General features: G+C 65.2%; 18 protein-coding genes. 10 read left to right on the top strand and 8 right to left on the bottom strand.

Annotated features, from left to right (window positions below; genetic code table 11):
- Positions 1-87: 87 nt before the first annotated feature.
- Together BRSPCE3_RS29945 and BRSPCE3_RS29940 are read right to left on the bottom strand one after the other, a co-directional pair.
- On the bottom strand, positions 88-2541 hold the full coding sequence (locus tag BRSPCE3_RS29945) for a S8 family serine peptidase (RefSeq protein WP_244069939.1): 2454 nt from the start codon (positions 2539-2541) through the stop codon (positions 88-90).
- A 352-nt stretch (positions 2542-2893) separates the two neighbouring features.
- Complete coding sequence (locus BRSPCE3_RS29940; RefSeq protein ID WP_244069938.1) at positions 2894-3568, bottom strand: response regulator transcription factor; 675 nt, start codon at positions 3566-3568, stop codon at positions 2894-2896.
- A 436-nt stretch (positions 3569-4004) separates the two neighbouring features.
- Here BRSPCE3_RS29940 and BRSPCE3_RS29935 point away from each other — a divergent pair, with 436 nt between their 5' ends.
- A complete protein-coding gene (locus tag BRSPCE3_RS29935; protein WP_244069937.1) occupies positions 4005-4766 on the top strand; it encodes a trypsin-like serine protease in 762 nt (253 codons plus the stop codon).
- Between the two features lie 172 nt (positions 4767-4938).
- Here the strand turns inward: BRSPCE3_RS29935 and BRSPCE3_RS29930 are convergent, their stop codons facing one another.
- The 3 genes from BRSPCE3_RS29930 to BRSPCE3_RS29920 all read right to left on the bottom strand — a co-directional run bounded on the left by BRSPCE3_RS29930 (position 4939) and on the right by BRSPCE3_RS29920 (position 10368).
- Positions 4939-7161, bottom strand: coding sequence for an acetate--CoA ligase family protein (locus BRSPCE3_RS29930; RefSeq protein WP_244069936.1), 2223 nt, complete (start codon positions 7159-7161; stop codon positions 4939-4941).
- A 166-nt stretch (positions 7162-7327) separates the two neighbouring features.
- Positions 7328-7918, bottom strand: coding sequence for a class GN sortase (locus BRSPCE3_RS29925; protein WP_244070134.1), 591 nt, complete (start codon positions 7916-7918; stop codon positions 7328-7330).
- 233 nt (positions 7919-8151) lie between these two features.
- Entirely contained in the window at positions 8152-10368 is a 2217-nt protein-coding gene (locus BRSPCE3_RS29920; protein WP_375709983.1) for a marine proteobacterial sortase target protein, read from the bottom strand.
- A gap of 251 nt (positions 10369-10619) precedes the next feature.
- On the opposite strand from BRSPCE3_RS29920, the gene BRSPCE3_RS29915 reads away from it, so the two are divergent.
- The gene (locus BRSPCE3_RS29915; protein ID WP_244069934.1) at positions 10620-11384 is read left to right on the top strand and encodes a helix-turn-helix transcriptional regulator; all 765 of its coding nucleotides are present in this window, start codon (positions 10620-10622) and stop codon (positions 11382-11384) included.
- Between the two features lie 239 nt (positions 11385-11623).
- On the opposite strand, the gene BRSPCE3_RS29910 is transcribed toward BRSPCE3_RS29915, so the two are convergent.
- Entirely contained in the window at positions 11624-12844 is a 1221-nt protein-coding gene (locus BRSPCE3_RS29910; protein ID WP_244069933.1) for an ABC transporter substrate-binding protein, read from the bottom strand.
- A gap of 122 nt (positions 12845-12966) precedes the next feature.
- Positions 12967-14508: a long-chain fatty acid--CoA ligase gene (locus BRSPCE3_RS29905; protein ID WP_244069932.1), complete on the bottom strand. Its 1542-nt coding sequence runs from the start codon at positions 14506-14508 to the stop codon at positions 12967-12969.
- Positions 14509-14724: 216 nt separating this feature from the next.
- Here BRSPCE3_RS29905 and BRSPCE3_RS29900 point away from each other — a divergent pair, with 216 nt between their 5' ends.
- From BRSPCE3_RS29900 to BRSPCE3_RS29885, 4 genes are all read left to right on the top strand, one after another.
- Positions 14725-15861 carry an acyl-CoA dehydrogenase family protein gene (locus BRSPCE3_RS29900; RefSeq protein ID WP_244069931.1) on the top strand — a complete coding sequence of 379 codons (1137 nt, stop codon included), beginning with the start codon at positions 14725-14727 and terminating at the stop codon, positions 15859-15861.
- Between the two features lie 144 nt (positions 15862-16005).
- On the top strand, positions 16006-17172 hold the full coding sequence (locus BRSPCE3_RS29895; protein WP_244069930.1) for an acyl-CoA dehydrogenase family protein: 1167 nt from the start codon (positions 16006-16008) through the stop codon (positions 17170-17172).
- On the top strand, positions 17172-17828 hold the full coding sequence (locus BRSPCE3_RS29890) for a glutathione S-transferase family protein (RefSeq protein WP_244069929.1): 657 nt from the start codon (positions 17172-17174) through the stop codon (positions 17826-17828). The genes BRSPCE3_RS29895 and BRSPCE3_RS29890 overlap by 1 nt, the downstream gene beginning before the upstream one ends.
- 116 nt (positions 17829-17944) lie before the next feature.
- Positions 17945-18781, top strand: a complete 837-nt coding sequence (locus BRSPCE3_RS29885; protein ID WP_244069928.1) for a helix-turn-helix domain-containing protein — start codon at positions 17945-17947, stop codon at positions 18779-18781.
- Between the two features lie 139 nt (positions 18782-18920).
- Here the strand turns inward: BRSPCE3_RS29885 and BRSPCE3_RS29880 are convergent, their stop codons facing one another.
- Entirely contained in the window at positions 18921-20144 is a 1224-nt protein-coding gene (locus BRSPCE3_RS29880; RefSeq protein ID WP_244069927.1) for an ABC transporter substrate-binding protein, read from the bottom strand.
- Positions 20145-20359: 215 nt separating this feature from the next.
- Here BRSPCE3_RS29880 and BRSPCE3_RS29875 point away from each other — a divergent pair, with 215 nt between their 5' ends.
- From BRSPCE3_RS29875 to BRSPCE3_RS29860, 4 genes are all read left to right on the top strand, one after another.
- Positions 20360-21226, top strand: coding sequence for a 3-keto-5-aminohexanoate cleavage protein (locus BRSPCE3_RS29875; protein WP_244069926.1), 867 nt, complete (start codon positions 20360-20362; stop codon positions 21224-21226).
- Between the two features lie 120 nt (positions 21227-21346).
- The gene (locus tag BRSPCE3_RS29870) at positions 21347-22945 is read left to right on the top strand and encodes an AMP-binding protein (protein WP_244070133.1); all 1599 of its coding nucleotides are present in this window, start codon (positions 21347-21349) and stop codon (positions 22943-22945) included.
- On the top strand, positions 22945-24561 hold the full coding sequence (locus BRSPCE3_RS29865) for an acyl-CoA carboxylase subunit beta (RefSeq protein WP_244069925.1): 1617 nt from the start codon (positions 22945-22947) through the stop codon (positions 24559-24561). The genes BRSPCE3_RS29870 and BRSPCE3_RS29865 overlap by 1 nt, the downstream gene beginning before the upstream one ends.
- On the top strand, positions 24558-26537 hold the full coding sequence (locus BRSPCE3_RS29860) for an acetyl-CoA carboxylase biotin carboxylase subunit (RefSeq protein WP_244069924.1): 1980 nt from the start codon (positions 24558-24560) through the stop codon (positions 26535-26537). The genes BRSPCE3_RS29865 and BRSPCE3_RS29860 overlap by 4 nt, the downstream gene beginning before the upstream one ends.
- Positions 26538-26647: the final 110 nt, after the last annotated feature.

Genomic DNA, 26647 nt, shown 5'->3' with positions numbered 1-26647 from the left:
ATCGCTCACATCGTGTCGATCCCCTGGACCACGTGACGCAATTCGCGCCACGTTCTGATCTCCTCCAGGCGCAGAGGAGCAATCGCGTCAATAGACCTCCCAATGCCGCAGCGGTCCGACCGCCACCGGCACCACGTCGCTCACGTCGATCGTGTACTGATAGACCTCGCGCGCCTGGGTCAGGACCTCCGTTGGGTTGAAGAAGCGGTAGGTCACGTCGTGGCAGATCGAATCCGGGCGGCAGATGACGCTCTGATCGACTTCGACGGTGTCGAGCCGCAGGCCCTTGGTGGCGACTTCGGAAAAGATCTTCCGCGTGTTATAGGCATTCATCGCCGAGTAGTTCAGTGCCCGATCCTGCGGCGAAAGACCGACATTGCGGAACTCGTTGTAGATGCGCTCGAGGAAGCCCTGGGCGCCCTTAGGCCAGGACTCTGGCTCTGGCCCGAACAGTGTGAAGAGATCCCACTGGTAGAAGCCGCGCCAGTCGGTCACCAGCGTCGGCACGACGGTGCCGTTGAGCAGCTTGGTCGTGTCCGTGCTGTCGACCCAGCCGGCCATCGAGACCCGCGCGACGCCGCCGGGCCCCGGGAATGCGGGAGGCGGGGTCGCTGGTGTGTCCTCACTGTACGTCGTGGCCGGCACCACGGTCTGGGCGTTGGCCGGATCCAGATGCGAGACTTCCTGGTGCCAGAGCGCCAGGATCAGCGCGGCGAAAAAGCCGAGGCCGAACACGTCGAGCGGCTTGATCGCGTAGATCGGAATCGAATCGATTGTCAGCGTCCAGATGATCGCATCGGCGTCCGGGAAGTTGTTGCCCAGGCCGGCCGGCGTCACATGCTCACCTTCGGGTTGGTTGAGCAGGTAGCGCGCCATGATCGCCGGATTATACGGCGCCGAGGTATCGCCGGAGCGGTCGCGGTCCGGTCCGAACGCCGGAAGGCCACGCCCGACCAGGCTGTCGCGCCAGTTGGCGATCGCCTGCACGAAGTAATCGAGGCGGGCTTCCTTGCCGAAATCGTAGAACAGCCTGCCGATCGGGAAGGCGAGTTGGCCGGTGGATTCGGCTGCAGCGCTCTGTGGACGCATGCCGCCGCCACAGCCGCAGCTCTTCCCGCTGGTCCGCACGGCGGGTGCTTCGTACATCGGCAGTGTCTGCGGCATTGCGACGGGCAGCGCATTGCTCGGCATCAGCGCAGGCAGCTGCTGCGGCTGCAGCCAGGTTTGCGGCATCATGCCGGCGGTCGGCATCGCCATCTGCGGCATCATCATCGGCGGCATCACCATCTGTGGTGCCGGTGCCGGCATCCAGACCATGTCGCCGCCGGCATGGGGGGCGTGATACGCATAAGGCGCGGGTGCTGCGATCGGCGCGGCGACGGCGCCCTGATCAACGGCGGCCGCCACGGCCGCAGGTGCCGCCATTGCGGCAGGCTGCGCCTCGCTCGGCATGATCCCGGCGCTGCTTCGCAGGACCGAGCCATCGGGCCCGAAGATGCGCGGAGCCGATGGTGCAGACATTGCTGATAGATCTCCCATGGAACCCTCTCTGGTTGCAGTTGGCTGAGCGGCGGATGACGGTTGGACGAAAGGGCGCGCGAACACTCCCCAGAAGCGGGGAGGCGCGGCCGTGGCACCCGACGGCATGACGGCGTCCGCCTGCTCGCCAAGCAGGGCGGCGACAGCCGCGGGAATATCGAGCCGTCCGGCGAGACAGCGCGAGGCGCTGCCGTCGTTGACGCAGGGCACCGCGCTTTCGAGCAGTGCCGCACGGACGGCTTGCGGATCGGCCTTGCGTCCGTTCTGGCGCAGGCATGAGAGCAGCAGCGCGACGACGCCGGCGACGATCGGCGTCGCGAAGCTCGTTCCGGAGCGCAGGCTGATGTTGCGGACCGGCGAAGCGCCGGCGATCTCCTTGCCCGGAGCGAGGATGCCGTTCTCGAGATAGGCATCGCCGAAATTGCTGAAGGGCAACGGATTGCCGGCCAGATCGCAGGCGCCGACCGCAAGCACCGGAGCGAGGCTGCCGGGCACCTGGACGCAGCGGCAGCCGTCATTGCCGGCGGCGGCGACGATCAGCTTGCCGGCGCGGTCGCAGGCGCGGACGGCGTCGAACAGGATGCGATCGGCCTGTCCGGTCGCGGATTGCTGGCCGCTGCTGATGTTGATGATGTCGGCGCCCGCCGCCAGCGCCTGGTTGATCGCGAGCGCCAACGTGCTTTGCGAAGACGGCTCGATCTGCCCGGCGGCATTCTCGCGATAGATCGAGAACACCGTCGCGCTGCAATTCGGCGCGACGCCGAGCACCGGGCTGCCGGGCGTGCCCATCAGCACGCTGGTGACATGGGTGCCGTGCTCGGACTGGATCGTCGGCGAGGACGGTGCGACGAACTCGCCGCCCGTCGCGACGCGGGCCTGCCTGAGCGAAGGATGGGTGAGGTCGACGGGGCCGTCGATGATCGCGATCTTCACCGCGGGGTCGCCACCCGACGTTCTCTGCCACAAGGCAGCCAGACCAGCGATGTCGGCAACTGGATTCATGAAATCAATCCCGGCCGATCCGCTGCGTATGCGTGCAGCCGATCCGCCTTCCGCGGCAATTTGCATTCACGCAGCGAACCAGAAGAGCGCGATGTCGCTGCGTCGGTGCTGTTGTGGCAGGTGTGCGGCGGCAGGCCTATTCACCGCGGTGGATCAGAAAGGATCGAGCCGATGATACGGATCGATCGATCCATGAGGTCGATCTCGTGTCCGGAAAGATCGATCAAAGGATTTAGTCGGGGATCGATCTCACGGCGCGATACGCACGCGCATGTACAAGGACGCGCCGCTCCTCCACGCTGCTGCGTGAATGCGCGGCGATCGGCCGAACACGGAATTCAGATGCCGGGGATCAGTCGAGTTCGCGGCGCCGATCGGGTGCCGGAGAAGCCGATGCGATCCACGGCGCTTCGCGCACCCGCCGCATCGCCTGCGCCCGGCGCGGCAGGCCGAGTTTCTGCAGCACGTGATGGACGTGATGCTTGACGGTCGCAAGGCTGAGATTGAGATCGCGCGCGATCTCCTTGTTCGACAGGCCTTGTCCGATCAGCTTGAGAACCTCGCCTTCACGGCGCGTCAGTCCCTGGTCCGCATCGATCGTATCCGTCTGACGCTCCATGCAAAACAGTGCGCGCAGCAGGCCGCCGGAGATCTCGGCGCTGCACGCGAGCCGTCCCGATGCGACGTCCGACAAGGCGCGGCAGAGCTCGTCGAAGCTGGCATTGCGGGAGATGTAGCCGCTGAATCCGGCCTTGCCGCAGCGGACCACGTCGCGGCGATCCTCGTTGAGGCCGAGTGCCACCAGTGCGATCTCCGTGTGCTCGCTCGCAATCACGCGCACCTCGTCGAGATCGATGCCCTGTGTAACGTCAATCAGGATGACGTTCACGCTGGCGGCCTCGAGCGTCTCGCGCAGGCCGGCGAGATCGCAAACCGCCGCCTCGACGGCAAACTCGGCATGGCTCTGGAAACTCGAGGTAAGTCCCTCGCTGAACAGCCTGATCGGCGTGACGACCGCGATCCTCATATTATCCTCGAACTCAACAAAATGGCGGATGGAAAGCCGTCTGAAGGTCAACGGCACCGGCATCCAGAAAGTCATGAAGGTAAGTATGCGGTATGCTGCCAGAGGTTGTATCGCTATCGGGTCGAAATTACGGCGCCGATGCGCGCGGGATCAAGAGACACAGTTCACATTGGCGCATCGTCGGGATCGCGTGGCCCGCGATCGGAAGTGTTGCATATCGCGACAGGGCTGTGATGGGCGGCGCGGGCGCAAGATCGCGATGCGGGAATCTGGCGGCGACTTCAACGCTGTAGTGATCGACGCCTAGATATTTAGGCAATTGACGCGTGTGGGTCCGGATGCTCTGTACAACATTGCGTGTTCTTCGAGGTCGGTGTGAGCGACGCAATGCCGCGCCTCGGATGTGCCTGGTTTCAATGCAGATCGACGGTGATCCATGAAGAGCTTGATTCGAGCGGCAGCCTTGCTGACCGTATTGATGGCGACGCCGGCGGCGGCCATCGTCGGTGGCGGTGCGCCGTCGACCGATGGCGTTGCGCGCTCGGTTGTCACCATCGTCGGCTCGCGCGGCAATTTCTGCACCGGCGCGCTGATCGCGCCGAAGGTGGTGCTGACCGCGGCGCATTGCGTGCAGCCCGGTGCCGACTACAAGATCGTCGAGTACGGCGCGGACCGGCAGCCGAAGCTGCAGGACGTCAAGACGGTTGCGATCCATCCCGGCTTTCGGATGCAGGCGATGACCAATCATGTCGCGACCGCCGACGTCGCGCTGCTGCAGCTCGCGGCGCCAACCGCGGGCAAGGCGCCGGCCGCGCTCGGCATGCCCAACATTCCGATCCAGGTCGGTGGCCGCTTCACCGTCGCGGGCGTCGGCGTGACCGTGCGTGGTGACGGCAAGAGCGGCGGCAGCATTCGTGTCGCCGGCCTGATCGCGAGCGGCAAGCCCGGCACGCTGCAGATCCGCCTGGTCGACCCGGTCGGGCAAGGCGTGCGCGACGGGCTCGGCGCCTGCACCGGCGACTCAGGTGCGCCGGTGTTCGAGGACAAGCAGAGCGGGCCGGTCATCGTCGGTGTGGTGAGTTGGTCGACGGGGCCGAACGGCGCCGCCGGCTGCGGCGGCATCACCGGCGTGACGCCGCTCACGCTGTATCGCGACTGGGTGATGCAGACCGCGCGGCAGTGGGGCGCGGGGCTTTAGCGCGCGGTGGCGGTCGCACCGCTGACGCGGCTCAGAGTTTCGTCATCCTGAGGAGCCGCGAAGCGGCGTCTCGAAGGATCGACGGCCACCAGCCGGGCCGTGCATCCTTCGAGACGCGCGCAAGAGCGCGCTCCTCAGGATGACGGGGAGAAGCAAGGCGAGCGTCTGAATCCTAATGCCCCGCGGCCTTGTTCGCGGCGGCGTTGTTCAGGACGATCAGGCCGTCGACGGCGACGCCGAGCTTGCTGTTGATCAGGAACGGGTTGACGTCGATCGAGGCGATGCGGCCATTGGCGTCGGCCATCAGGTTGGAGAGCCCGACCAAGGCCTTCACCGCCGACGCTTCGTGCAGCGCCGGCTTGCCGCGATAGCCCTTCAGCTTGACCCCGGCCTTGGTCTTCGCGATCAGCTCCTTTGCCTCGGCGGCATCGAGCGGCGCGCCGGCCAGCGCGACGTCCTTCATCAATTCGATATCGACGCCGCCGGTGCCGAACAGCACCACGGGGCCCATCTCGGCATCGAGCGAGGCGCCGACCACGAGCTCGAGGTCGGCCTTGACCTGCTGCGCGATCAGGATGCCCTCGAGCTTCGGCTTGCCCTTCAGCTTCTTCACCCGCGCGGTGATGTCGTTGAACGCCTTTTTCACCTCGGCCGCATTGCCGAGGTTCAGCACCACGCCGCCGATATCCGACTTGTGCAGGATGTCGGGGCTGACCACCTTGGCGACCACCGGGAAGCCGATCTGCTTGGCGATCTTCACCGCCTCGGCCGCGGTCTGCGCGACGTCTTCCTTGGAGATCGGGATGCCGTAGGCCTTGAGCAGCTGCTTCGAGGCGACCTCGTCGAGCGCCGCGGCGCCGTTGGCAGCCTTCAGCGTCTTCTCCAGCACAGCGCGCGCCGACGCCTTCGAGCTCGACACGATGTCGGGGACTTCCTTGCGCAGCCCGGCATATTCGATCAGCGACTTGATCGCGCCGACCGCGCGGTCGAGGCCCTGCATGACGGCGATATTGGGCAGCGACTTGCGCAGTCCCTTGGTGAACTCGGTGAAGCCGATCGACATCGCGCTGATGTAGATCACCGGCTTGTTGGCCTGGCCCGTCATCTCGTTGACGATCCGCAGATTGCGCTCGCGCAGCTCATGCGGCGCCTTCGGCAGCTCGGCATCGATGATGACGATGTCGGTATCGGGATCGTCGATCATGATCTTGATCGACTTCATGTAGACGGACGGATCGACCACCGCCGCGAAGCCGGCATCAAGCGGGTTGCCGACGATACTGCCGGGACCGAGCATCTTCGCCAGCTGCTCCGATGCGCTCTCGCTCAGCGGCGCGAAGTTGAGCCCGGCGGAATAGAATGCGTCGATCAGGAGGCCGCGCTTGCCGCCCGACAGCGACACCGCCGCGAGGCGGTTGCCCTTCGGCGGATCGACGTGCACGAAACATTCGGTGGTCTCGATCAATTCATCCAGCCCGCGCACGCGGATCACGCCCTCGCGGGTCGAGATCGCATCGAACGTCTCGATCGAACCGGCGAGCGCGCCGGTATGCGCCATCGCGGCGGCGCGGCCGCCTTCCGAGGCGCCGAGCTTGAGCGCGATCACCGGCTTGCCGGCGGCGCGGGCCGCCTTGCAGGCATCGCGGAATACCTTGGTGTTCCTGACGCCTTCGAGATAGACCACGATGACGCGGATGCTCGGATCGGCGGCGAAATAGCTCATCAGGTCCGGCGTCTCGAGGCCGGATTCATTGCCGGTCGTGACCATGTAGCCGACGCCGACGCCGCGATCCTCCAGCGCCTGGCGGATCGCCATCACGATCGCGCCGGATTGGCCGGCGATCGCCACCGCGCCCTGCTCCATGGTGACGATGCGGTCGTCGATATTGGTGAACAGGTTCTCGCCGGCGCTGAGATTGCCCAGGCAATTCGGGCCGGTGACCGCAAGCCCGGTCTCCTTGATCGCCTGCTTCAGCTCAACCGCGAGCCGCTGGCTCTCTTCATCCTGCAGTTCGCTGAAGCCTGACGTGACGATGGTCGCCGAGCGCGCGCCGGCTGCGGCCGCATCGCGGATCACCTGTACGGCAAAGCGGGCCGGCACCAGCACCAGCACATGGTCGGGCTTTTCGGGAAGGCTGGCGAAATCCTTGTAGCAGGTGACGCCCCAGATCGCCTCGCGCTTGGCGTTGATCGGATACAGGCCCCCGGCATATCCGTACTTGACCAGATTGTTCCAGATCCGCTCGGCGTAGTTGCCGGGCTTGTCGGTGGCGCCGACCAGCACGATGTTGCGCGGGTGCAGCATCGCATGGATGCTCTTGACGATATCGCTGGCGTCAGCGGGCGGCGCCCATTTGTGGGACACGTGAGACGCGGTGCTTGCGTAAGCTTCCATGGAGCCTGCCCTTATCCTTTTTCTGCTTGTTTCCTCTGGCCCACGGTCGACCACCGCAGGAGGCGATTTTTCATTGTTTTTATGGCTGAGGAAAGGGGGTGGCAACTCACGCGGACGCAAGTCTGGGTATCGCGCGCAATATCCCGGCAGGCGAAATTGATGCGGATCAGGAACCCGATTTGTCCTGGCGCGAATCCGGTTCGATCATGGTCGCGTGCAACAGATAGCGCTCCGGGCCCGATGTCAGCGCGTCGAATGGCCAGCAGGTCGACAGCACCAGTTCATAGCGACCCGTAAGAGGATCGATGCCGGATTGGTCGAAGCGGACGACCTCGCTGCGGTCAGCCCGGTAGCGAAACATCTTGCCGTCGCTCCGCGTGACGTCGATCTCGTCACCGATCGTGACATCTCTCAGAAAGTGGAAATGGGTGTCGCGGTGCGCGGAATAGACCGCGACACCGCGCTCGCCGGCATCGACGGTCTGCTCGACATGGCCGGGGCCGAACGCCAGCGCCTGGCCGCTGCTGCCGGCCAGCGCGATCGCGGAAGCGCGCAGGCGCTTCACCTCGATCCGGGCTACCGGCCAGGTATCGGCCCAGCGCCACGGCTTCACCGGTTGGCCGGTCGCGATTGTCTGTGCGAAGGCGCGTTCCAGCAACACCTGCGCGAGCAGCGCCTTGGCGTGAATATAGGCGCCCTCGCCGAACAGGATCAGGCCGATGAGGGCGAAGGCGAGCGGGAGGATGACGCGGCGCATCTTCATTGTTCCTCGTCATTGCGAGGAGCGAAGCGACGAAGCAATCCATCTTTCCCCGTGTGGCGACATGGATTGCTTCCGCCTTCGCCAAGGCTTCGGCGGACAAATCGCTTCGCTCGCAATGACGCTTGGTGAGAAAAGTTGCGCGCGCGGCCCCTGGGGGACGGGTGGGAAGGCCGCGCGCGCTCTTGGAAAGGAGGAGGTCGGGGGGCACCTCCTCCTTTCATCCGACGTCATTGGGGCGACGTCTGACGCCGGTTGAACACCAGAAGCAGCAGGCTGACCGTGAGCAGGATCACGCCCGCGATCATCTTCAGCTCGGCATCGGTCGCGGTCTTCGGCAGCTGGATGGTACCGGGACGTTGTGTGGCGACCGGTGACCGCTTCAGCGCGGCGAGTTGCACCTTGCCGTTGCCGGCGTCGGCGCGACGCTCGCCAGGAGCGGCAGGCAGGCTCGGACGCTCGCCGAACACCTTTGCGAAATCCCAGCCGGCGGGCAGGTTGAGCGGCAGCTCGGAAAGCTTCAGCGGCTCGCCTTCGGGCCGGCTCGGCGTCTTGTCGACCGCAACGAGGCTGGTCAGCCGCGTGACGAGCTGATGCTCCAGCGCCAGCGCGAGGATGGTCTTGTCGGCGTCTTCGGGGCTCGCCTGCCGCGTGGTGCGCGCAACCTCGGCATCCGCGATCTTGCGGCGCGCCCACAGTTTCGACAGGCCCTTGCCTTCGGCGGCATTCGCGAGCGGCAGCGTCACGCTCCACGGACGGTCGCCGATGCGGCCCTTGATCTCGACCGCGCCGGCAAGCTTGTCGAGCTTCGCGGCCAGCACCAGCGGCTCGTCGCGATAGACGTCGGGCATCGCCGACGGCGTCAGGTCGGCGGTCGCCTCGGAGAATTTCGCGGAGAGATTGGTCACCGCCGGGTTCTCCAGCTTGGCGAACAAATCGCGCATCCGCTCGTCGACCTGCTCGACCGAGCCGATATGGGTGAAGGTGCCGCGGCCGAGCTCGGCGGCGCGCGTCATCAGATAGGTGTTGGGCGCCGAGCCAATCCCGACCATGAAGATCCGCGAGCGGCCGCGCAGCGCGCTGATGGTCTCGAACAATTGCTGCTCGTTGCCGATCGCGCCGTCGGTCAGGAACACGACCTGGCGAACATAATTGTCGTCGTGGTTGGTGTCGGAGAGCGCGGCGCGCATCGCCGGCACCATCTCGGTGCCGCCGCGGGCCTGGATCGCGCTGACGAACGATGTTGCGTTGCCGATATTGGCGCTGTTGGCCGCGACCGGCGCCGGGAACAGCATGTCCATGGTGTCGTCGAAGCGGATCACGTTGAAGCGATCGGTCGGCTGCAGGCGGCCGAGCGCGTAGAGGAGGCTGGCCTTGGCCTGGATGATCGAGGTGCCGCCCATCGAGCCGGAATTGTCGATCACGAAGATCACCTCGCGCGGCAGCTGCTTCTGTTGCGCCTGCTCGACCGAGGGCGGCGTCACGAAGGCCAGCAGATAGTCGGAATTGCCGACATGCTCGCGGAACAGCCCGACCGACGGCGCCTTCTCGGCGGCCGGCTTCCAGGTCAGCTCGAAATCACGATCGGCCGGCACCGGGCCTTCGGCGAGCTTGACGATGCGCGTGGCATTGTCGGGGCTCTCGATCCTGACCTGGTGGAAATGGCTCTTCACCTCGCCGAGCGGGAAGCCGGCGTTGAGGTGCACGGTGATGTTGGTCGGATTGATCGGCGCATTGGTGGCGGGATCGAGCACCTCGGATGAGATGCGGTCGCGGTCCGGCACCGGATCGGTCGTGGTGGCGCCCCAGCCGCTGCCATCCGCACGAAGGTCGACGCTCTGCACGACAGGGCGCGGATTGTAGCGCGGCCCGACCACCATCGGCACCCGCAGCGAGAACTCGCTGCCGTTCTGCTGCACCGGTTCCTGATATTCGATCTGCACCAGCACGGTTTCGCCGGGACCGATATTGGCCACCGAGTTGGTGAAGATGTTGGGCCGCTCCTGTTCGGTGAGCGCGGCCTTCTGGCCGTTCTGCTTGGCCTGCTCGTAGATCGCGCGGGCCTGCTGCCGCTCCTTGATGTCGCCGACCACGATGCGGTCGCCGACCACCATCTTCAGCGTGTCGACCGCGCCGCCGGCCGGCAGCGGATAGACGTAGGTCGCTTCGACCCAGTCCTTGGTCGGGTTGCGGAAGATCTGGGTGACGCGGGCGCGGACGGTCGGGCCCGACACGGTGAGGTCGACATCGACCCCGAGCCGCAGCGCATCCCGGTAGCCGTCGTCGGTCTTGAACAGCAGCGAGCCGGAGCGCGCGTCAGACGGCCGCAGTACCGCCTGTTGGGGTAACTCCGCCGACCACACCGGATCGAAGCTCACGAACAGCGCCGCAAAGCCGATCGCCAGCGCGGCGACACCTTCCACCAGGAAGAACAGCGCAATGCGCATCCGGCGCGACAGGCGGATCTGCGGGCTGCTCTCACATGCATCGTAAATCGTCATTTTCGTCACTCCGAGCGAGGCTTTCGCTGCTTCGCAATCATGAAGAGCGGCGGTTTCGGCGCGAGCAGAATGATCGGCAATGATTGGCCGCCGTCCGGCGCGGCCCGCCGTCCGCCGAGGCGGGTTTGTACGGTTTTGTGATGGATTGTCCGGTCTGCTAGACTGCGCGGAATCAAGGAATCGGGCAGGAATCAGGGATGCCGACGCCGGACAAGCAGCTTTCAGCCGAACAGAGCCGGCAGGTCGCGGAGACCATTCGCGAGGAGATCGCGCGCCGCCGGATCTCGCGGCAGGCCTTGGCCGAGCAGGCCAAGCTCAGCCTCTCGACATTGGAGAAGGTGCTCGGCGGCCGCCGCCCGTTCACGCTGGCGACCACCGTGCGGCTCGAGCAGGCGCTCGGTGTGTCCTTGCGCAAGCTGCCGGAGGCGATCACGGTGGCAACGCCGGCCAATGGCGGGATCGCGCCCGACAGCCTCGGGTCCTATTCCCGCCGCGCGGTGGCGCGGATCGAAGGCACCTACATCACGGTGCGTCCATCGTTCGGCGAGCCGGGCGCGTTCTATGCCTATCGCACCGAGATCGCCTGGGACGAAGCGACATCATCGCTCGGCTTTCGCGAGGGCGAGCGGCAGGACACCGATTACACCCAGTACGGCGAGGTCGCGGTGCCGAATGAATCCGGCTTCGTCTATCTCGTGACCAACAGGCACGGCCAGCACCGCGTGATCACGGTCTCACGGCCGCGCAATTCCGGCGAGATGTACGGCATCATCACGACCTTGCTCGCCGGCCGCGGCTCGCTGCTGACGCCGGTCGCCGCGCCGATCGCGTTCCTGCCGGTGAAGAACGTATCGAAGCCGAGCCTTGGCCGGGTGTCGGCCGATGATGCCAACTACGCACTCTATCGCGAGCATCTGCGTCGCACGATCGACGAGCCGTTCGCGATTTTTTTGCCGGGATAACGTCGACAGAATCGCGATGCCTGTCCCGTCATCCTGAGGTGCGAGCTCTTGCGAGCCTCGAAGGATGCACGGCCACCAGCGGGGGCCGTCGACCCTTCGAGACGCCGCTGCGCGGCTCCTCCAGCGACAAAGGCGAAGCCTTTGCGCGGGGGTGACGGTGACAGGGCTGGCCGAAACAACGAAGCCGCCCGATTGGGCGGCTTCGCGACGGCTGATGGTTGGTTGCGAAGCGCCTGGCGCTAGCCGCCGGTTTCGGCGCTGATGATGTCGCCGAACAGCTCCCACTGTCCGTTCTTGAACTGCATCATCTTGAGCTGTTCGACCGGCGCGAAGTCGGTCGCGCTGGTGTTGATCCGGATGCCGGGGATCAGGGTGTCGGGCGTGAAATCCTTCAGGCTGGCGGCCTGCTTCATCACGTTCTCGCGCGTCAGGTTGTCGCCGGCCTGCTTCAGCACCTGCACCATGGTCTGCGCCGCGGCGTAGCCATAGACCAGGTTGGCGTCGGCGAGGTTGGCGCCCGGCATGTACTTTTCGGCGAAGGCCATGAACTTCTTCATGCCCTCGTCATTCTTCCACTGCGGATCGGAGGCGTCCTTCAGATAGCCGGCCGACAGCACGCCTTCCGAGGCCTCGAGCCCGGCGGGCTTCATGACCGCGCCGATCGAGATCGAGACGTCGGTCATCACCTGCATCGGTTTCCAGCCGAGCTCGGCGATCTTCTTGATCGCCTGGGCGGCGAATTTCGGCGTCGAGATGTTGACGAACACGTCGGCGCCGGTGTCCTTCAGCTTGACGATGTGGGAATCGATCGAGGGCTCCGTGGTCTCGTAGCTTTCCTCGGCGACGATCTTGACGCTCGACTTGTCGAGCACTTCCTTGAGGCCGATCAGGTAGTCCTTGCCGAAATCGTCATTGGCATAGAAGATCGCGACCTTGGCATCCGGCTTGGCCTTGAGAATGTACTTGCCGAAGATCCGCGCCTCGACGCGGTAGCTCGGCTGGAAGCCCATCGTCCACGGGAAATCCTTCGGATCGTTCCACTTGCTGGCGCCGGTGGCGAGGAACAGCTGCGGCACCTTCTTGGCGTTGTGATACTTTTGCACCGCGGTCTGGGTCGGCGTGCCCAGCGCGTTGAACACCAGGAACACCTCGTCGCTCTCGATCAGCTTGCGGATCTGCTCCACGGTCTTGGGTGGCGAGTAGCCGTCGTCATAGGAGATCCAGTTGATCTTGCGGCCGTTGATGCCGCCCTGATCATTGATCATCTTGAAATAGGCATCTTCGGTCTTGCCGATGACGCCGTAGGCGGAGGCGGGACCGCTATAGGCCTCGACATTGCCGATCTTGATCTCGGTGTCGGAGGCGCCGGTGTCATACTTCTTCTGGGCAAAGGCGGCCTGGGTGGAGAGCAGGCAGAGCGCCGCGGCGGCGGCCAGCAGCGACAATTTGGTGGTTTTCATAAAAGCAATTTCCTCGATCTATTTTGGTTGGGGACTCAACGCAACGAACCCATAGCCGGTCCCGGCAGACGGTTACGGGCAACTCTCGACATGACCACCAAGACGCGACGTGCGTCCCGAGATCATGCCGCAGTATCGGTCGGCTTCGGCTGGCTGAATTGCTGCCGCAGCGTCGGCTTATGAATTTTGCCTGTCGCATTCCGCGGCAGGGCATCGATGAACTCAATCAGGCGCGGGCATTTGAACCGCGCCAGATTGGCCTGGCAATGCGTGTGGATCTCCGCCGGCGTCAGCGTATGGCCCGGCTTCACCGCGATCACAGCCATGCCGACCTCGCCCCATTGCTCGTTCGGGATGCCGATCACGGCGGCTTCGGCCACGGCCGCCAACTGGTGCAGCACGCTCTCGACCTCGGCCGGATAGACGTTCTCGCCGCCGGAGATGTACATGTCCTTCCAGCGGTCGACGATGTAGTAGAAGCCTTCCTCGTCGATCCGTGTGGCGTCGCCGGTGTGCAGCCAGCCGTCGGTGAACGACGATGCATTGGCGTCCGGCCGGTTCCAGTAGCCCGGCGTGATGTTCGGCCCCTTGACCCAGAGCTCGCCGAGCTCGCCGACCGCGGCATCGCTGCCATCGGGCCGCACGATCCGCACTTCGGTATGCAGCACCGGCTTGCCGGACGATCCGGCCTTGCGCGCGGCATCCTCGCGGTCGAGCACCATCACGGCCGGAGAGGTCTCGGTCATGCCGTAGCCCTGCTGCAGCGCGACACCACGCGCCTCCCAGGTTTTCAGCAGCGGCACCGGCATCGGCGCACCGCCGACGCCGCCGATCATCAGCCGGCTGAAATCCGCGGTCGCAAAGCTCGGATGCTGCGCCATGAACTGGTAGATCGCGGGCACGCCGAAGAACACGTTGATGCCCTGTGCGGGATCGCCGATCAGCCTCAGCGCCTCGCCGGGATCGAACGCGCGCATGATCAGCACGGCGCCGCCGGCATGCAGCACCGGGTTGGTGTAACAATTCAGCCCGCCGGTGTGGAACAGCGGCAACACCGTCAGCAGCACCGAGGCCGGCGAGATATAGGCGGGGCCGCCGAGATTGACGCAATTCCAGAACGTCATCCCGTGCGTGATGATCGCGCCCTTGGGCTGGCCCGTGGTGCCTGAGGTGTACATGATGGTCGAGATGTCATCGAGCGTGACCTCCTCGAACCGTTCGAGCGGCTTGGCCGCTGCGATTCCGGCCTCATAGGCACCGCCGGGACCAAGCCGCACCGTCGCAGCGACATTGCAGAGCTTGGCGACCGCAAGCGCGGTCTCGGCGAGGTCGTCGTCATGGATCATCACCTTGGGCGAAGCGTCGCCCGTGATGTAGCGCAGCTCGGGGACGGTGAGGCGGGTGTTGAGCGGCAGGAAGACCGCGCCGATCCGGAAGCAGGCGAACTGCACTTCCATCGTATCGGATGTGTTCAGCGCCAGCACCGCCACGCGGTCGCCGCGCGCGACCTTCAGCCCGTCGCGCAGCCAGGCGGCGAGCCGCGATACGCGGGCGTCGAGCTCCGCATAGCTAAAGCGGCGTCCGCTTGCGAGATCGACAAGCGCCATCTTGTCCGGCGTGCGCCGGCGATGATGCGCGATCCAGTCGTAGTAACGAACCGGCACATGTCCCTCCTCCGGAACGGTGGTCTTGCGCCGCCTGTTCCCGGCTCGATTGATGCCATGAATTGGCAGTGGAGGGGGCGTATCGGGATACTGTCTTGCGTTTACTGGCTGGCCAATAGTCTACCCCGAGACCCGGTCCGGCCGACAGCCACTCGACGCAAGTGAACCGGGAGAAATCCGGACATCGTCGGGCGCGAGAATCAATGGAGCATGCGGATGGCAAACCCGTTCTACACCGGCGAGCATGAGGCCTTTCGCGAGGTGATGCGGCGCTTTGTGGCCAGGGAAATCGAGCCTTATGCCCATCAATGGGACGAGGAGGGCGAGTTTCCGCGCGAGCTCTATGCCAAGGCGTCAGAGATCGGGTTGCTTGGGCTCGGCTTCCCCGAGGAATATGGCGGGATCGCCGCCGACCAGTTCATGAAGATCGTGGCCTCGCAGGAGCTGGCGCGCGCCGGCGCCGGTGGCGTCTCCTCGAGCCTGATGAGCCACACCATCGGGTCGCCGCCGATCGCCCGTGCCGCGCGGCCCGAGGTCAAGGCGCGGGTGCTGCCGGAGGTGCTTGCCGGCAAGAAGATCTCCGCGCTCGCGATCACCGAGCCGAGCGGCGGCTCCGACGTCGCGAATCTGCGTACCAAGGCGCGGCGCGACGGCGACCATTACGTCGTCAGCGGCGAGAAGACCTTCATCACCTCGGGGATGCGCGCCGACTACCTGACGGTCGCGGTCCGCACCGGCGGCGAGGGCCCCGGCGGCGTCAGCCTGCTGCTCGTTGAGGGCAACACGCCGGGCCTGTCCCGCACCAAGCTGAAGAAGATGGGCTGGTGGGCGTCGGATACCGCGACCTTGCATTTCGACGAATGCCGCGTGCCGGTCGAGAATTTGATCGGGGAGGAGGGCCAGGGCTTCAAGATCATCATGCAGAACTTCAACAGCGAGCGCATGGGCATGGCGGCGGGCTGCACCGCCTATGCGCGGGTCTGCCTCGACGAGGCGATCGCCTATGCCAAGGAGCGCAAGACCTTCGGCAAACCGATCGCGCAGCATCAGGTGATCAGACACAAGATCGTCGACATGGCGCAGAAGGTCGCGGCCTCGCAGGCGATGCTGGAAATGCTGGCATGGCGGCTCGGCCAGGGCGAAAGTCCGGTCGCCGAGATCTGCATGATGAAGAACCAGGCGACGCAGACCATGGCGCATTGCGCCTCCGAGGCGGTGCAGATCTTCGGTGGCGCCGGCTTCATGCGCGGCGTCAAGGTCGAGCGCATCTACCGCGAGGTCAAGGTCAACGCCATCGGCGGCGGCACCGAGGAGATCATGAAGGATCTCGCGTCAAGGCAGATGGGGTTGTGATCCATTGTCGGTCCGGGGCGCGCGGAGCGCGAGCCCGGAATCCATCGGGCCGCAGGATTCGATTTGAAATGGATTCCGGGCTCGCCCGCTAGGCGGTCGCCCTGAGGTGCGCAATTGCGCACCGAGAATGACGAGGAATAGACCATGCTCTTCACCGCCGACCATGACGAACCGCGCCGCGCTCTCCAAAAATTCATCGCGGCCGAGATCAATCCGCATGTCGACGAATGGGAGAAGGCCGAAATCTTCCCTGCGCATGAACTGTTCAAGAAGCTCGGCAATCTCGGCTTCCTCGGCCTCAACAAGCCGGTCGCGTTCGGCGGCCAGGGGCTGGATTACTCCTATGCGCTGATGATGGCCGAGGAGTTGGGGGCCATCACCTGCGGCGGTGTGCCGATGGCGATCGGGGTGCAGACCGATATGGCGACGCCCGCGCTGGCGCGGTTCGGCTCCGACGAGGTGCGCCGCGAATTCCTGACGCCGGCGATTGCGGGCGACCAGGTCGCCTGCATCGGCGTCTCCGAGCCCGGCGCCGGCTCCGACGTCGCCTCGATCAAGACCCATGCGCGCTCCGACGGCGACGATTACGTCATCAATGGCGGCAAGATGTGGATCACCAACGGCACCCAGGCCGACTGGATCTGCCTGCTCGCCAACACCAGCGACGGTCCGGTCCATCGCAACAAGTCGCTGATCTGCGTGCCGATGAAGACCAGGGGCGTGCAGGTCGCGCGCAAGCTCGACAAGCTCGGCATGCGCTCGTCAGACACCGCGCAGATCTTCTTCGACAATGTCCGGGTGCCCAGGCGCAACCGGATCGGCGAGGAGGGCCAAGGCTTCACCTACCAGATGATCCAGTTCCAGGAGGAGCGGCTGTGGGGCGCGGCGGCCTGCCTGAAGGCGCATGAATTCATCATCAACGCGACCATCGACTACACCCGGAGCCGCAAGGCGTTCGGCGGCTCGATCCTCGATAACCAGGTGGTGCACTTCAAGCTCGCGGAGATGCAGACCGAGGTCGAGCTGCTGCGCTCGCTGATCTACCGCGCCGGCGAGGCGCTGGTGGCTGGCGAGGACGTCACGCGGCTCGCGACCATGGCCAAGCTGAAGGCCGGCCGGCTCGGACGCGAGCTGACCGATGCCTGCCTGCAATATTGGGGCGGCATGGGCTTCACCAACGAGACGCCGGTCAGCCGCGCCTATCGCGACAGCCGCCTGACCTCGATCGGCGGCGGTGCCGACGAGGTGATGCTGATGGTATTGTGCAAGATGATGGGTACGCTGCCCAGCCTGAAGAAGGGAAATGCCTGATGATCACGCTCTATCACTGCGACGCTGCGCGCTCGTTCCGTCCGCTTTGGATGCTGGAGGAGCTCGGGCTGCCCTATGAGCTGAAGATGCTGCCGTTCCCGCCGCGCGTGTTCGCCAAGGAGTATCTCGGCATCAATCCGCTCGGCACCATCCCGTTCATGGTCGACGGCGAAACCAAAATGACGGAGTCCTCCGGCATCTGCCATTACCTCGGTACGAAATATGGCCCGTCGCCCTTGGTCGTCGGCGTCGACGAGCCGGCCTATGGTGCGTTCCTGAACTGGATGTATTTTTCCGATGCGACGCTGACCTTTCCGCAGACATTGGTGCTCCGCTACAGCCAGCTCGAGCCGGAGGAGCGGCGCAACCCGCAGGTCTCCGGCGATTATGCAAAATGGTTCCTGGGCCGCTTGCGCGCGGTGGAAGCTGCCGCCGCGAAATCGGAATTCCTCTGCGCGGAACGCTTCACCGCCGCCGACATCGCCAACGGTTATGCGCTGCGGCTCGCCAGCAATATCGGCCTCGCCAAGGATTTCGGGCCGAATGTCGCGGCCTATTGGACGCGGCTGCAGCGGCGCGATGGCTACCGGCGCGCAGTAGCGGCGGAGCAAAAAGCCGGGCTGGAACAGAACGTTGCGCCGCGGACGCGGCCTTGATCCCGGCAGCGTCGATGTGTCCTTGAATTGATCCAGCGCGTCGGTGACAGGCTTCGAATTTGCGCTATGGTAGCTCCGCCGCAGCGGCCCAAAGAGCCGCGCGAGGAGGAACCGCCATGGACGCGATCGTGGACGCGAAGTGCAAGGAATCCGTTCGCCGCTCCGGCCAGCAGCAGTCCGGTCACCGGATGCTGATCACGCCGGAACGGGTGTTCTATGCCGGGTTGCTCGGTCGCCCGCGCGAACGCTGTCCCGGCGCATTCCATATCTATGTCGCAATCCGCGACGGCTTGCATCTGTCGACCAGCGAGGGCCGCGAATCCCATGGCGAGCTCGCGGTGACGATGCCGAACCTGCGCCACACCATCACCAGCGAATATCGTTCCGCGATCTGCGTTGCGATCGAGCCGGAAAGCGTGCCCGACGGCACGCTGGAAGCCGTCGCGCGCCGTCTGCAAGGGCCCGACTCACATCTGTTCGCGAATCGGATTCGCAACGCCTATGCGATGCTGGCCGAGATGCAGCACCGCGACGCGATCCCGAATGCCGAGTTCGACACCATGTGCTTTGGCGACGCGCTGCCGCAGCGCGTGCTCGATCCGCGCGTCGTGCGCGCGATCGGCCGCATCGGGCAATTCTCCGGCGAGCCGGTGACCGCGGCCGGCTGCGCCGCCGAGGCCGGGCTGTCGCCCTCGCGCTTCCTGCATCTGTTCAAGGAGGAGACCGGAATCTCGTTCCGCTCCTTCCGCGCCTGGAAGCGTGCGCGACATCTGCTGCACTTCGCCAACCAGGACATCAACCTCGCGCATCTCGCGCAGGATATCGGCTATCCGGACAGCACCCATTTCAGCCACTCAATCCGCCGCTTCTACGGCCTGAAGCCGCGCGCGATCTTCTCCGGCTCGCGGGATCTTGCGATCTACCGGACCGGGCAGGAGCGCGCGCTGACCTAACTGTCGTCCCGGCGAAGGCCGGGACCCATGCCGCGTGATCTATCTGTGGCACGAGATGGCAGAGATCTCGTGAAGCAATGAACGGCTGTGGTTATAGGTCCCGGCCTTCGCCGGGACGACGCCTGGGTTTGTTCCCCGCTCACAAATTCGCGCCCTGAATCACCTCGCCGAACCGCAGCCAGCCGGGCCCTTCGATCCGTTGCAGCTGCAGCTGTTGCAGCGGGTGATGGTTGGTCGGGCTGGTGTTGACCTTGATGCCGGGCAGCAGCGTCGGCACTTCGACGTCTTTCAGGTTGTTGGCCTGCGCCATGATGTTGTCGCGGCTGAAATTGCCCTTGCACTGCTCGAGCACGATCTTGAGTACCTGCGCCACCGTGTAGGCGTAGAGGCTGTAACCCTCCTTCGGATTGCCGTCGGGGAAGTACTTCGCCATGAAGGCGAGGAAATCCTTGACGACGGGGTCGTTGGCCCACGCCGGATCGGCGACGTCCTTGACATAGGCCGATGAAATCGTGCCCTGCGACTTGTCGAGCCCGACCGGCGCAATGGTCGAAGAGATCGAGGCTGCGCCACTCGCAATGAAATGCATCGGCTTCCAGCCGAGCTCGTAGATCTTGCGGATCGACTGCGCGCAGAACTTTGCCGTACTGCCGGAGATCAGCACGTCGGGATTGGCGCCGCGCAGCGCGACGATCTGGGAATCGATCGTCGGATCGGTGACCTCGTGCGAGGCGACCACCGCCGATGTCGCAAACCGCTCGCCCAGCACGTCCTTGGCGCCGGCGACGAAATCCTTGCCGAGATCGTCATTCTGGTAGAGCACCGCGAACTTCGCGTCCTTGTTCTGGCCCAGCGCATACTTGACGAACACCTGCGCCTCGGTACGCGCGCTCGGCGCAAAGCCCATGGTCCATGGATAGCTCTTGTAGTCGCCCCATTTGTCGCCGTTCACCGACAGGAACAGATGCGGCACCTTGGCGGCGTTGATGTATTTGACGACCGATGAGTTCGGCGCGGTGCCGAGCATGTTGAACAGGAAGGCGACATTGTCGCTCTCGATCAGGCGGCGCACCTGCTCAACCGTCTTCGCCGGATTGAACGCGTCGTCGTAATAGATATACTTGATCTGCCGGCCGGCGATGCCGCCCTGCTCGTTCAGCATCTTGAAATAGGCTTCCTGGCAGCGCGCCTGCACGCCGAGCGCGGACACCGGGCCGCTCAGCGAGGTGGTGCTGCCGATCCTGATCTCGGTCGCGGTGACGCCGGGCGTGTCGTCGGCGAGCGATGGCCTAAGGCCACCGACCGCGGCCAGCCCCGCGCCTGCTGCGCCGGTGAGCCAGGTGCGCCGGTTGATCGAGACCATGACGTTCTCCCCGTGATGCCGGCTTGCTGCGCCGCTTCTGCTTGGCAAGCAAGGCTATGCGTCACGCGGGCCTCTCGTCTTGTGTTAACCGGCTGGCGGCGAATTACGGCGCGAGCGCATTGACTTAGCCAGTCAACGCAAGATGGCGCGAAGGCAAAGTTCTCATCATGGTAACATCAGCAGTGCATGTGCACTGCACAGTGGACACGAAACCCATGAGCGACAAGGCTGTCATCACCTGCGCGCTGAACGGCGTGCTGACCGACCCGAAGCAGCACAACGTTCCGGTGACGCCGGAACAGATGGCGCGCGAGGCCAGGGCCGCGTTCAACGCCGGCGCCAGCATCATGCACATCCATCTGCGTCAGCAGGAGCTGAACAAGGGCCACCTGCCGTCATGGGAGGTCAACGTCAGCAAGGAGATCCAGCAGGCGATCCGCGAGGCTTGCCCCGGCGTGATCATCAACCACACCACCGGCACCTCGGGCCCGAATTACCAGGGTGCCCTCGATTGCGTGCGCGAGACAAAGCCCGAGATCGCCGCCTGCAATGCAGGTTCGCTGAATTATCTCAAGGTCAAGGCCGACAACACCTGGGCCTGGCCGCCGATGATGTTCGATAACGCGGTCGAGAAAGTGCAGGACTATCTCGACGTGATGAAGGCGGCCGGCACGATCCCCGAATTCGAGTGCTTCGATGTCGGCATCGTGCGCTGCGTCGGGATGTACCGGCAGACCGGTATGTATTCCGGCCCGCTCGAATACAATTTCGTCATGGGCGTTGCCTCGGGCATGCCGGCCGATCCGGAGCTGCTGCCGATCCTCCTCAAGCTGAAGGCGCCGGAGGCGCATTGGCAGGTCACTGCGATCGGCCGCGCCGAGATTTGGCCGCTGCACCAGCGCGCCGCCGACCTCGGCGGCCACCTGCGCAGCGGGCTGGAGGACACGTTCTATCTCGGTGATGGCACCAAGGTGACGTCGAACGGGCAGCTCGTCGAAGGCCTCGCCGCCTGCGCGCGGCGTGCGGGACGCGAGATCGCGAGCCCGGCCGAAGCTCGGCAGATTTTTGGAACGAGACACTGACCGTCATTCCGGGGCGCGCGGAGCGCGAACCCGGAATCCATACTCACGATCGTGGTTATGGATTCCGGGCTCAGCCCTACGGGCTGCCCCGGAATGACGAGAGACGAGGACATGATGACGATGGACAATCTCGCAGCAACCGGTGGCGTCACCGGGCCGGGCCGCATCGGGCGGGTCGCGATCGGTGACCTGCTGAAGCGCGCCGCGCGGCGGTTTCCGGATCGTGTCGCGCTGACCGACGGCAACAGGCAGGTCCGCTTCACCGAGCTCGAGCGCGACGCCAACCGTTTCGCCAATCATCTGGTGCAACGCGGATTGAAGCCGGGCGAAAAAATCTCGACGATCTGCAACAACTCCGTCGAGTTCATCAAAGCGCTGTTCGGCATCCACCGCGCCGGCCTGGTCTGGGTGCCGATCAACACCATGCTCGGGCCGGCTGACATGGATTACATCCTCGGCCATGCCGAGGTGCGTTTCGCCGTCATCGACGACAATCTCCACGCCCAGGCCGACCGGCGCGCCGCGCTGGAGGCGCGTGGCATGGAGATGATCGCGATCGACCTGACCGGAAATGCCGGCAAGACCGGATTGCAGGAGTTCAACGGCCTGCTGGAGGGGCAGTCCGATATCGAGCCTGAGATCGAGATCAACGACCGCGATCTCGCGATGATCATCTATACGTCAGGCACGACCTCGCGGCCGAAGGGCGCGATGCATTGCCACCTCGCCGTGGTCATGGCCGTGATGAGCAACTGCATCGAGATGCAGTTGTCGCGCGACGACGGGATCACCGGGCAGTTTCCGCTGTTCCACTGCGCCGGCCATGTGTTGTTGCTGAGCTATCTCTCGGTCGGCGGCCGGATGGCGCTGATGCGCGGCTTCGATCCGGTGGTCTGCATGGAGGCGATCGTCCGCGACAAGCTCACCGTGTTCGTCGGCCTGTCCTTGATGTATCAGGCGATCCTCGATCATCCGCGCCGGCGCGAATACGATTTGTCCGGCCTGCGCTGCTGTATCTACACCATGGCGCCGATGGGCAAGCCGCTGCTCGAGCGCGCCATCGCCGATCTCTGTCCGAACTTCGTTCTGACCAGTGGCCAGACCGAGATGTATCCGGCGACCACGATGTCGCGGCCGGAAGTGCAGCTCGACCGCTTCGGCAATTACTGGGGCGAGTCGCTTGTCGTCAACGAGACCGCGATCATGGACGACAACGGCAACCTGCTAGCGCGGGACGAGATCGGCGAGCTGGTGCATCGCGGGCCAAACGTCATGATGGGCTACTACAAGGACCCGAAGTCGACCGAGGAGGCGCGCAAGTTCGGCTGGCATCATACCGGCGACCTCGCTTTGATCGATGGCAACGGCGAGGTGCTGTTCCTCGACCGCAAGAAGGACATGATCAAGTCCGGTGGCGAGAACGTCGCCTCCGTCAAGATCGAGGAGACGCTGCTGGCGCATCCGGCGGTGCAGAACGCCGCCGTGGTCGGCCTGCCGCACCCGCAATGGGGTGAGGCCGTCTCCGCCTTCGTCAAGCTGAAGCCGGGCGCAGTGGCCGACGAGGCCGGCATCGAGGCACATTGCCGAAAGCATCTCGGCGGCTTCCAGGTGCCGAAGCTGGTGCGTATTCTCGAAGAGATGCCGATGACCGCGACCGGCAAGCTGCGGAAGGTCGAGCTGCGGCAGCAGTACAGCGGATATTTTGTGGAGCGCGCCTAGTGGCCATCATCGAGAACACCATCTCCACCGGCAGCGCCGCGTTCCAGGGCAATCGCGACGGCATGCTGGCGCTGATCGGGCGGATGCGCGCCCTGGAAGAGCGGACGCGCGCGGCCTCCGCTGCGGCCAAGGACCGCTTCCACAAGCGCGGTCAGCTGTTGCCGCGCGAGCGCGTCGCGCTGGTGCTGGATCCCGGTTCGCCCTTCCTCGAACTGTCGACGCTCGCCGGCTACATGTTCGACGTGCCGGATGTGGAGAAGAGCGTGCCCGGCGGCGGATTGGTCGCCGGCATCGGCTTCGTCTCCGGCATCCGCTGCATGGTCAGCGCCAATGATGCCGGCATCGACGCCGGCGCGCTGCAACCCTACGGCCTCGACAAGACGCTGCGGGTGCAGGAGCTCGCGCTGGAGAACAAGCTGCCCTATGTGCAGCTGGTCGAGAGCGCCGGCGCCAATCTGCTGCGTTACCGCGTCGAGGACTTCGTTCGCGGCGGCAACATTTTTCGCAATCTGGCGCGGCTGTCGGCGGCGGGGCTTCCGGTCGTCACCGTCACCCATGGCTCTTCCACCGCGGGCGGCGCCTACCAGACCGGTCTCTCCGATTACATCGTGATGGTGCGCGGCCGCACCCGCGCCTTCCTCGCCGGGCCGCCTCTGCTCAAGGCCGCCACCGGCGAGATCGCGACCGAGGAGGAGCTCGGTGGCGCCGAGATGCATACCCAGATATCCGGCCTTGGCGATTATCTGGCCGAGGACGACCGTGATGCGCTGCGCATCGCACGTGAGATCATGGCCAAGCTGCCCTGGGATCGGCCGAAATGCGAACCGACCACGTTCAAGCCGCCGCGCTATTCCGCCGACGAGCTGCTCGGCATCATGCCGATGGACCACAAGCGCCCCGTCGACATGCGCCAGGCGATCGCGCGCTTCATCGACGATTCAGATTTCACGGAGTTCGGCGCCAATTACGGCCCGGCGACGGTGTGCGGCCATGCCCGCATCGAGGGGCAGGCGATCGGCATCATCACCAACAACGGCCCGCTCGACGTGCCCGGCGCCAACAAGGCGACGCATTTCATCCAGGCCTGCTGCCAGTCGCGCACGCCGATCCTCTATATGAACAACACCACCGGCTACATGGTGGGCAAGGCCTATGAAGAGGCCGGCATGATCAAGCACGGTTCGAAGATGATCCAGGCGGTCACCTCGGCGACGGTGCCGCAGATCACACTGTATTGCGGGGCGTCGTTCGGCGCCGGCAATTACGGCATGTGCGGCCGCGGCTTCCATCCGCGCTTCTGCTTTTCCTGGCCGAACGCCAAGACCGCGGTGATGGGCGGCGAGCAGGCCGCCGAGACCATGGCGATCGTCACCGAGGCGGCGGCCGCGCGGCGCGGCAAGCCGATCGAGAAGGAGAAGCTGGAGGCGATGAAGGCGCAGATCACCGGCGTATTCGACGGCCAGATGGACGTATTCTCGACCAGCGCCCGCGTGCTAGACGACGGCGTGATCGATCCGCGCGATACACGGACGGTGCTGTCGGAGGTGCTTGCGATCTGCCGCGAGGCCGAAGGGCGGACCCCGCAGCGCATGCAGTTCTCGGTGGCGCGGCCATGAGCGGAGCCATCGTGAAGCGGACGCCGTTCTTCAAAATCCTGATCGCCAACCGTGGCGAGATCGCGCTGCGCATCATGCGATCGGCGCGGCGACTCGGCTATGGCGTGGTCGCGGTCTACTCCGACGCCGACCGCGACGCGCTGCATGTGCGCGAGGCCGACCAGGCGGTACGGATCGGCGCGGCGCTGCCGGCGCAATCCTATCTGAAGATCGACGCGATCATTGCCGCCGCCAAGGCAAGCGGTGCCGGTGCCGTGCATCCCGGTTACGGCTTCCTCGCTGAGAACGAGGACTTTGCGCAGGCATGCCGCGATGCGGAGCTGGTATTCATCGGTCCGTCGCCGGAAGCGATCCTGGCGATGGGCAACAAGGCCGGCGCCAAGGAGATCATGCAAAAGGCCGGCGTGCCCTGTGTGCCCGGCTATCAGGGCGCCGACCAGAGCGATGCGGTGATGCTGGCGGAAGCGAAGACGATCGGCTTCCCGGTCATGATCAAGGCGGTGGCCGGCGGTGGCGGCCGCGGCATGCGGCTGGTCGCGGATGCCGCCGCATTTCCGGACGCGCTGCGCAGCGCGCGTTCGGAGGCGCAGGGCGCGTTCGGCGATTCCACCGTGATCCTCGAACGCGCGATCGCAGATCCCCGCCACATCGAGATCCAGGTGTTCGGCGACCGCCATGGCAATGCGATCCATCTCGGGGAGCGCGATTGCTCGGTGCAGCGGCGGCACCAGAAGCTGATCGAGGAGGCGCCGTCGCCGGCGGTGACGCCGGAGTTGCGGGCGCGCATGGGCGCGGTCGCGGTGCAGGCGGTCAAGGCGATCGGTTACGAGGGCGCCGGCACGCTCGAATTCCTGCTCGATCGCGCCGGTAATTTCTATTTCATGGAGATGAACACGCGTCTGCAGGTCGAGCATCCCGTCACCGAGGCGATCACCGGGCTCGATCTGGTTGAGCTGCAGCTTCGTGTTGCCAGGGGCGAGCCGCTCGGTGTGCGGCAGGAGGACATCACATTCTCCGGCCATGCCATCGAGGTGCGGCTGTGCTCGGAGGATGCCGGACACGACTTCATGCCGCAATCCGGCACGATGGCGCGGTGGCAGATGCCGCATGGCGTCCGCGTCGAGCATGCATTGCGGTCCGGCTCGGAGATCCCGCCGTTCTATGATTCGATGATCGCCAAGGTCATCAGCCATGGCGCAACCCGCGACGAGGCGCGCGGCAAATTGATCTGCGCGCTTGAGCAGGTCACGGCCTTTGGTGTCACCACCAACCAGGGCTTCCTGATCGACTGCCTGCGCCATCCGGTGTTTGCCAAGGGCGAGGTAACCACGGCCTTCATCGGCAACAACCGCGAGGTGCTGCTGGCGCCGCGGCCGGATCGCGGCAGCGACCTCGCGCTCGCGGCGTTGCTGCTCTACGTCACTCATCCGCACGCGCCGCCATGGCAGGGCGGCCGGTCGCTGGCGGCGACGTTTGCGCTCGGCCTGCGGATCGATCTTGGCCACGGCGTGCAGGAGATCGAGATCGTCCGCGAGCGCGACGGCAGCTACCTAGCGACCCGCAATGGCGATTGTTTCAGCTTCGAGCTCGACGAGCTCGGCGAGGACACCATCCGCTTCCACCATGATGGGGTGATGGAACAGGCCAAATTCCTGCGCGATGGCAATCGGCTCTTCATCCTGCATCGCGGCGTCACGCTGTCGGCGCGCGATCTCACGCTCGCGCCGCCGGAGAGCGCGACCGCCGCCGGCGGCGACGGCAAGGTCCGGGCCGCCATGAACGGCCGGGTCGTCGCGGTGCTGGTGAAGGCGGGCGACAAGGTCGCGGCCGGCCAGCCGGTGATGACACTGGAGGCGATGAAGATGGAGCACGTCCACACCGCCGGCGTCGCGGGCACTGTGTCGTCGATCGATGTCGCGGAGGGTGAGCAGGTGACGACGGGCAAGATCGTGGTGGAGATCGAGGCGGCGGCTTGACCGAAGTGCTGGCGGCATCCTCCACTGTCGTCCCGGCCTAGTGCGCAATTGCGCACGGGGGCCGGGACCCTTAACCACCGCTGTATGTTGTTGGAACAGCCTGTAGCCCC

This window comes from Bradyrhizobium sp. Ce-3, assembly GCF_022835695.1.
Classification (GTDB): Bacteria; Pseudomonadota; Alphaproteobacteria; order Rhizobiales; family Xanthobacteraceae; genus Bradyrhizobium.
The sequence above is the reverse complement of the archived record's forward strand: the minus strand, read 5'-3'. Positions and strand labels throughout refer to the sequence as shown.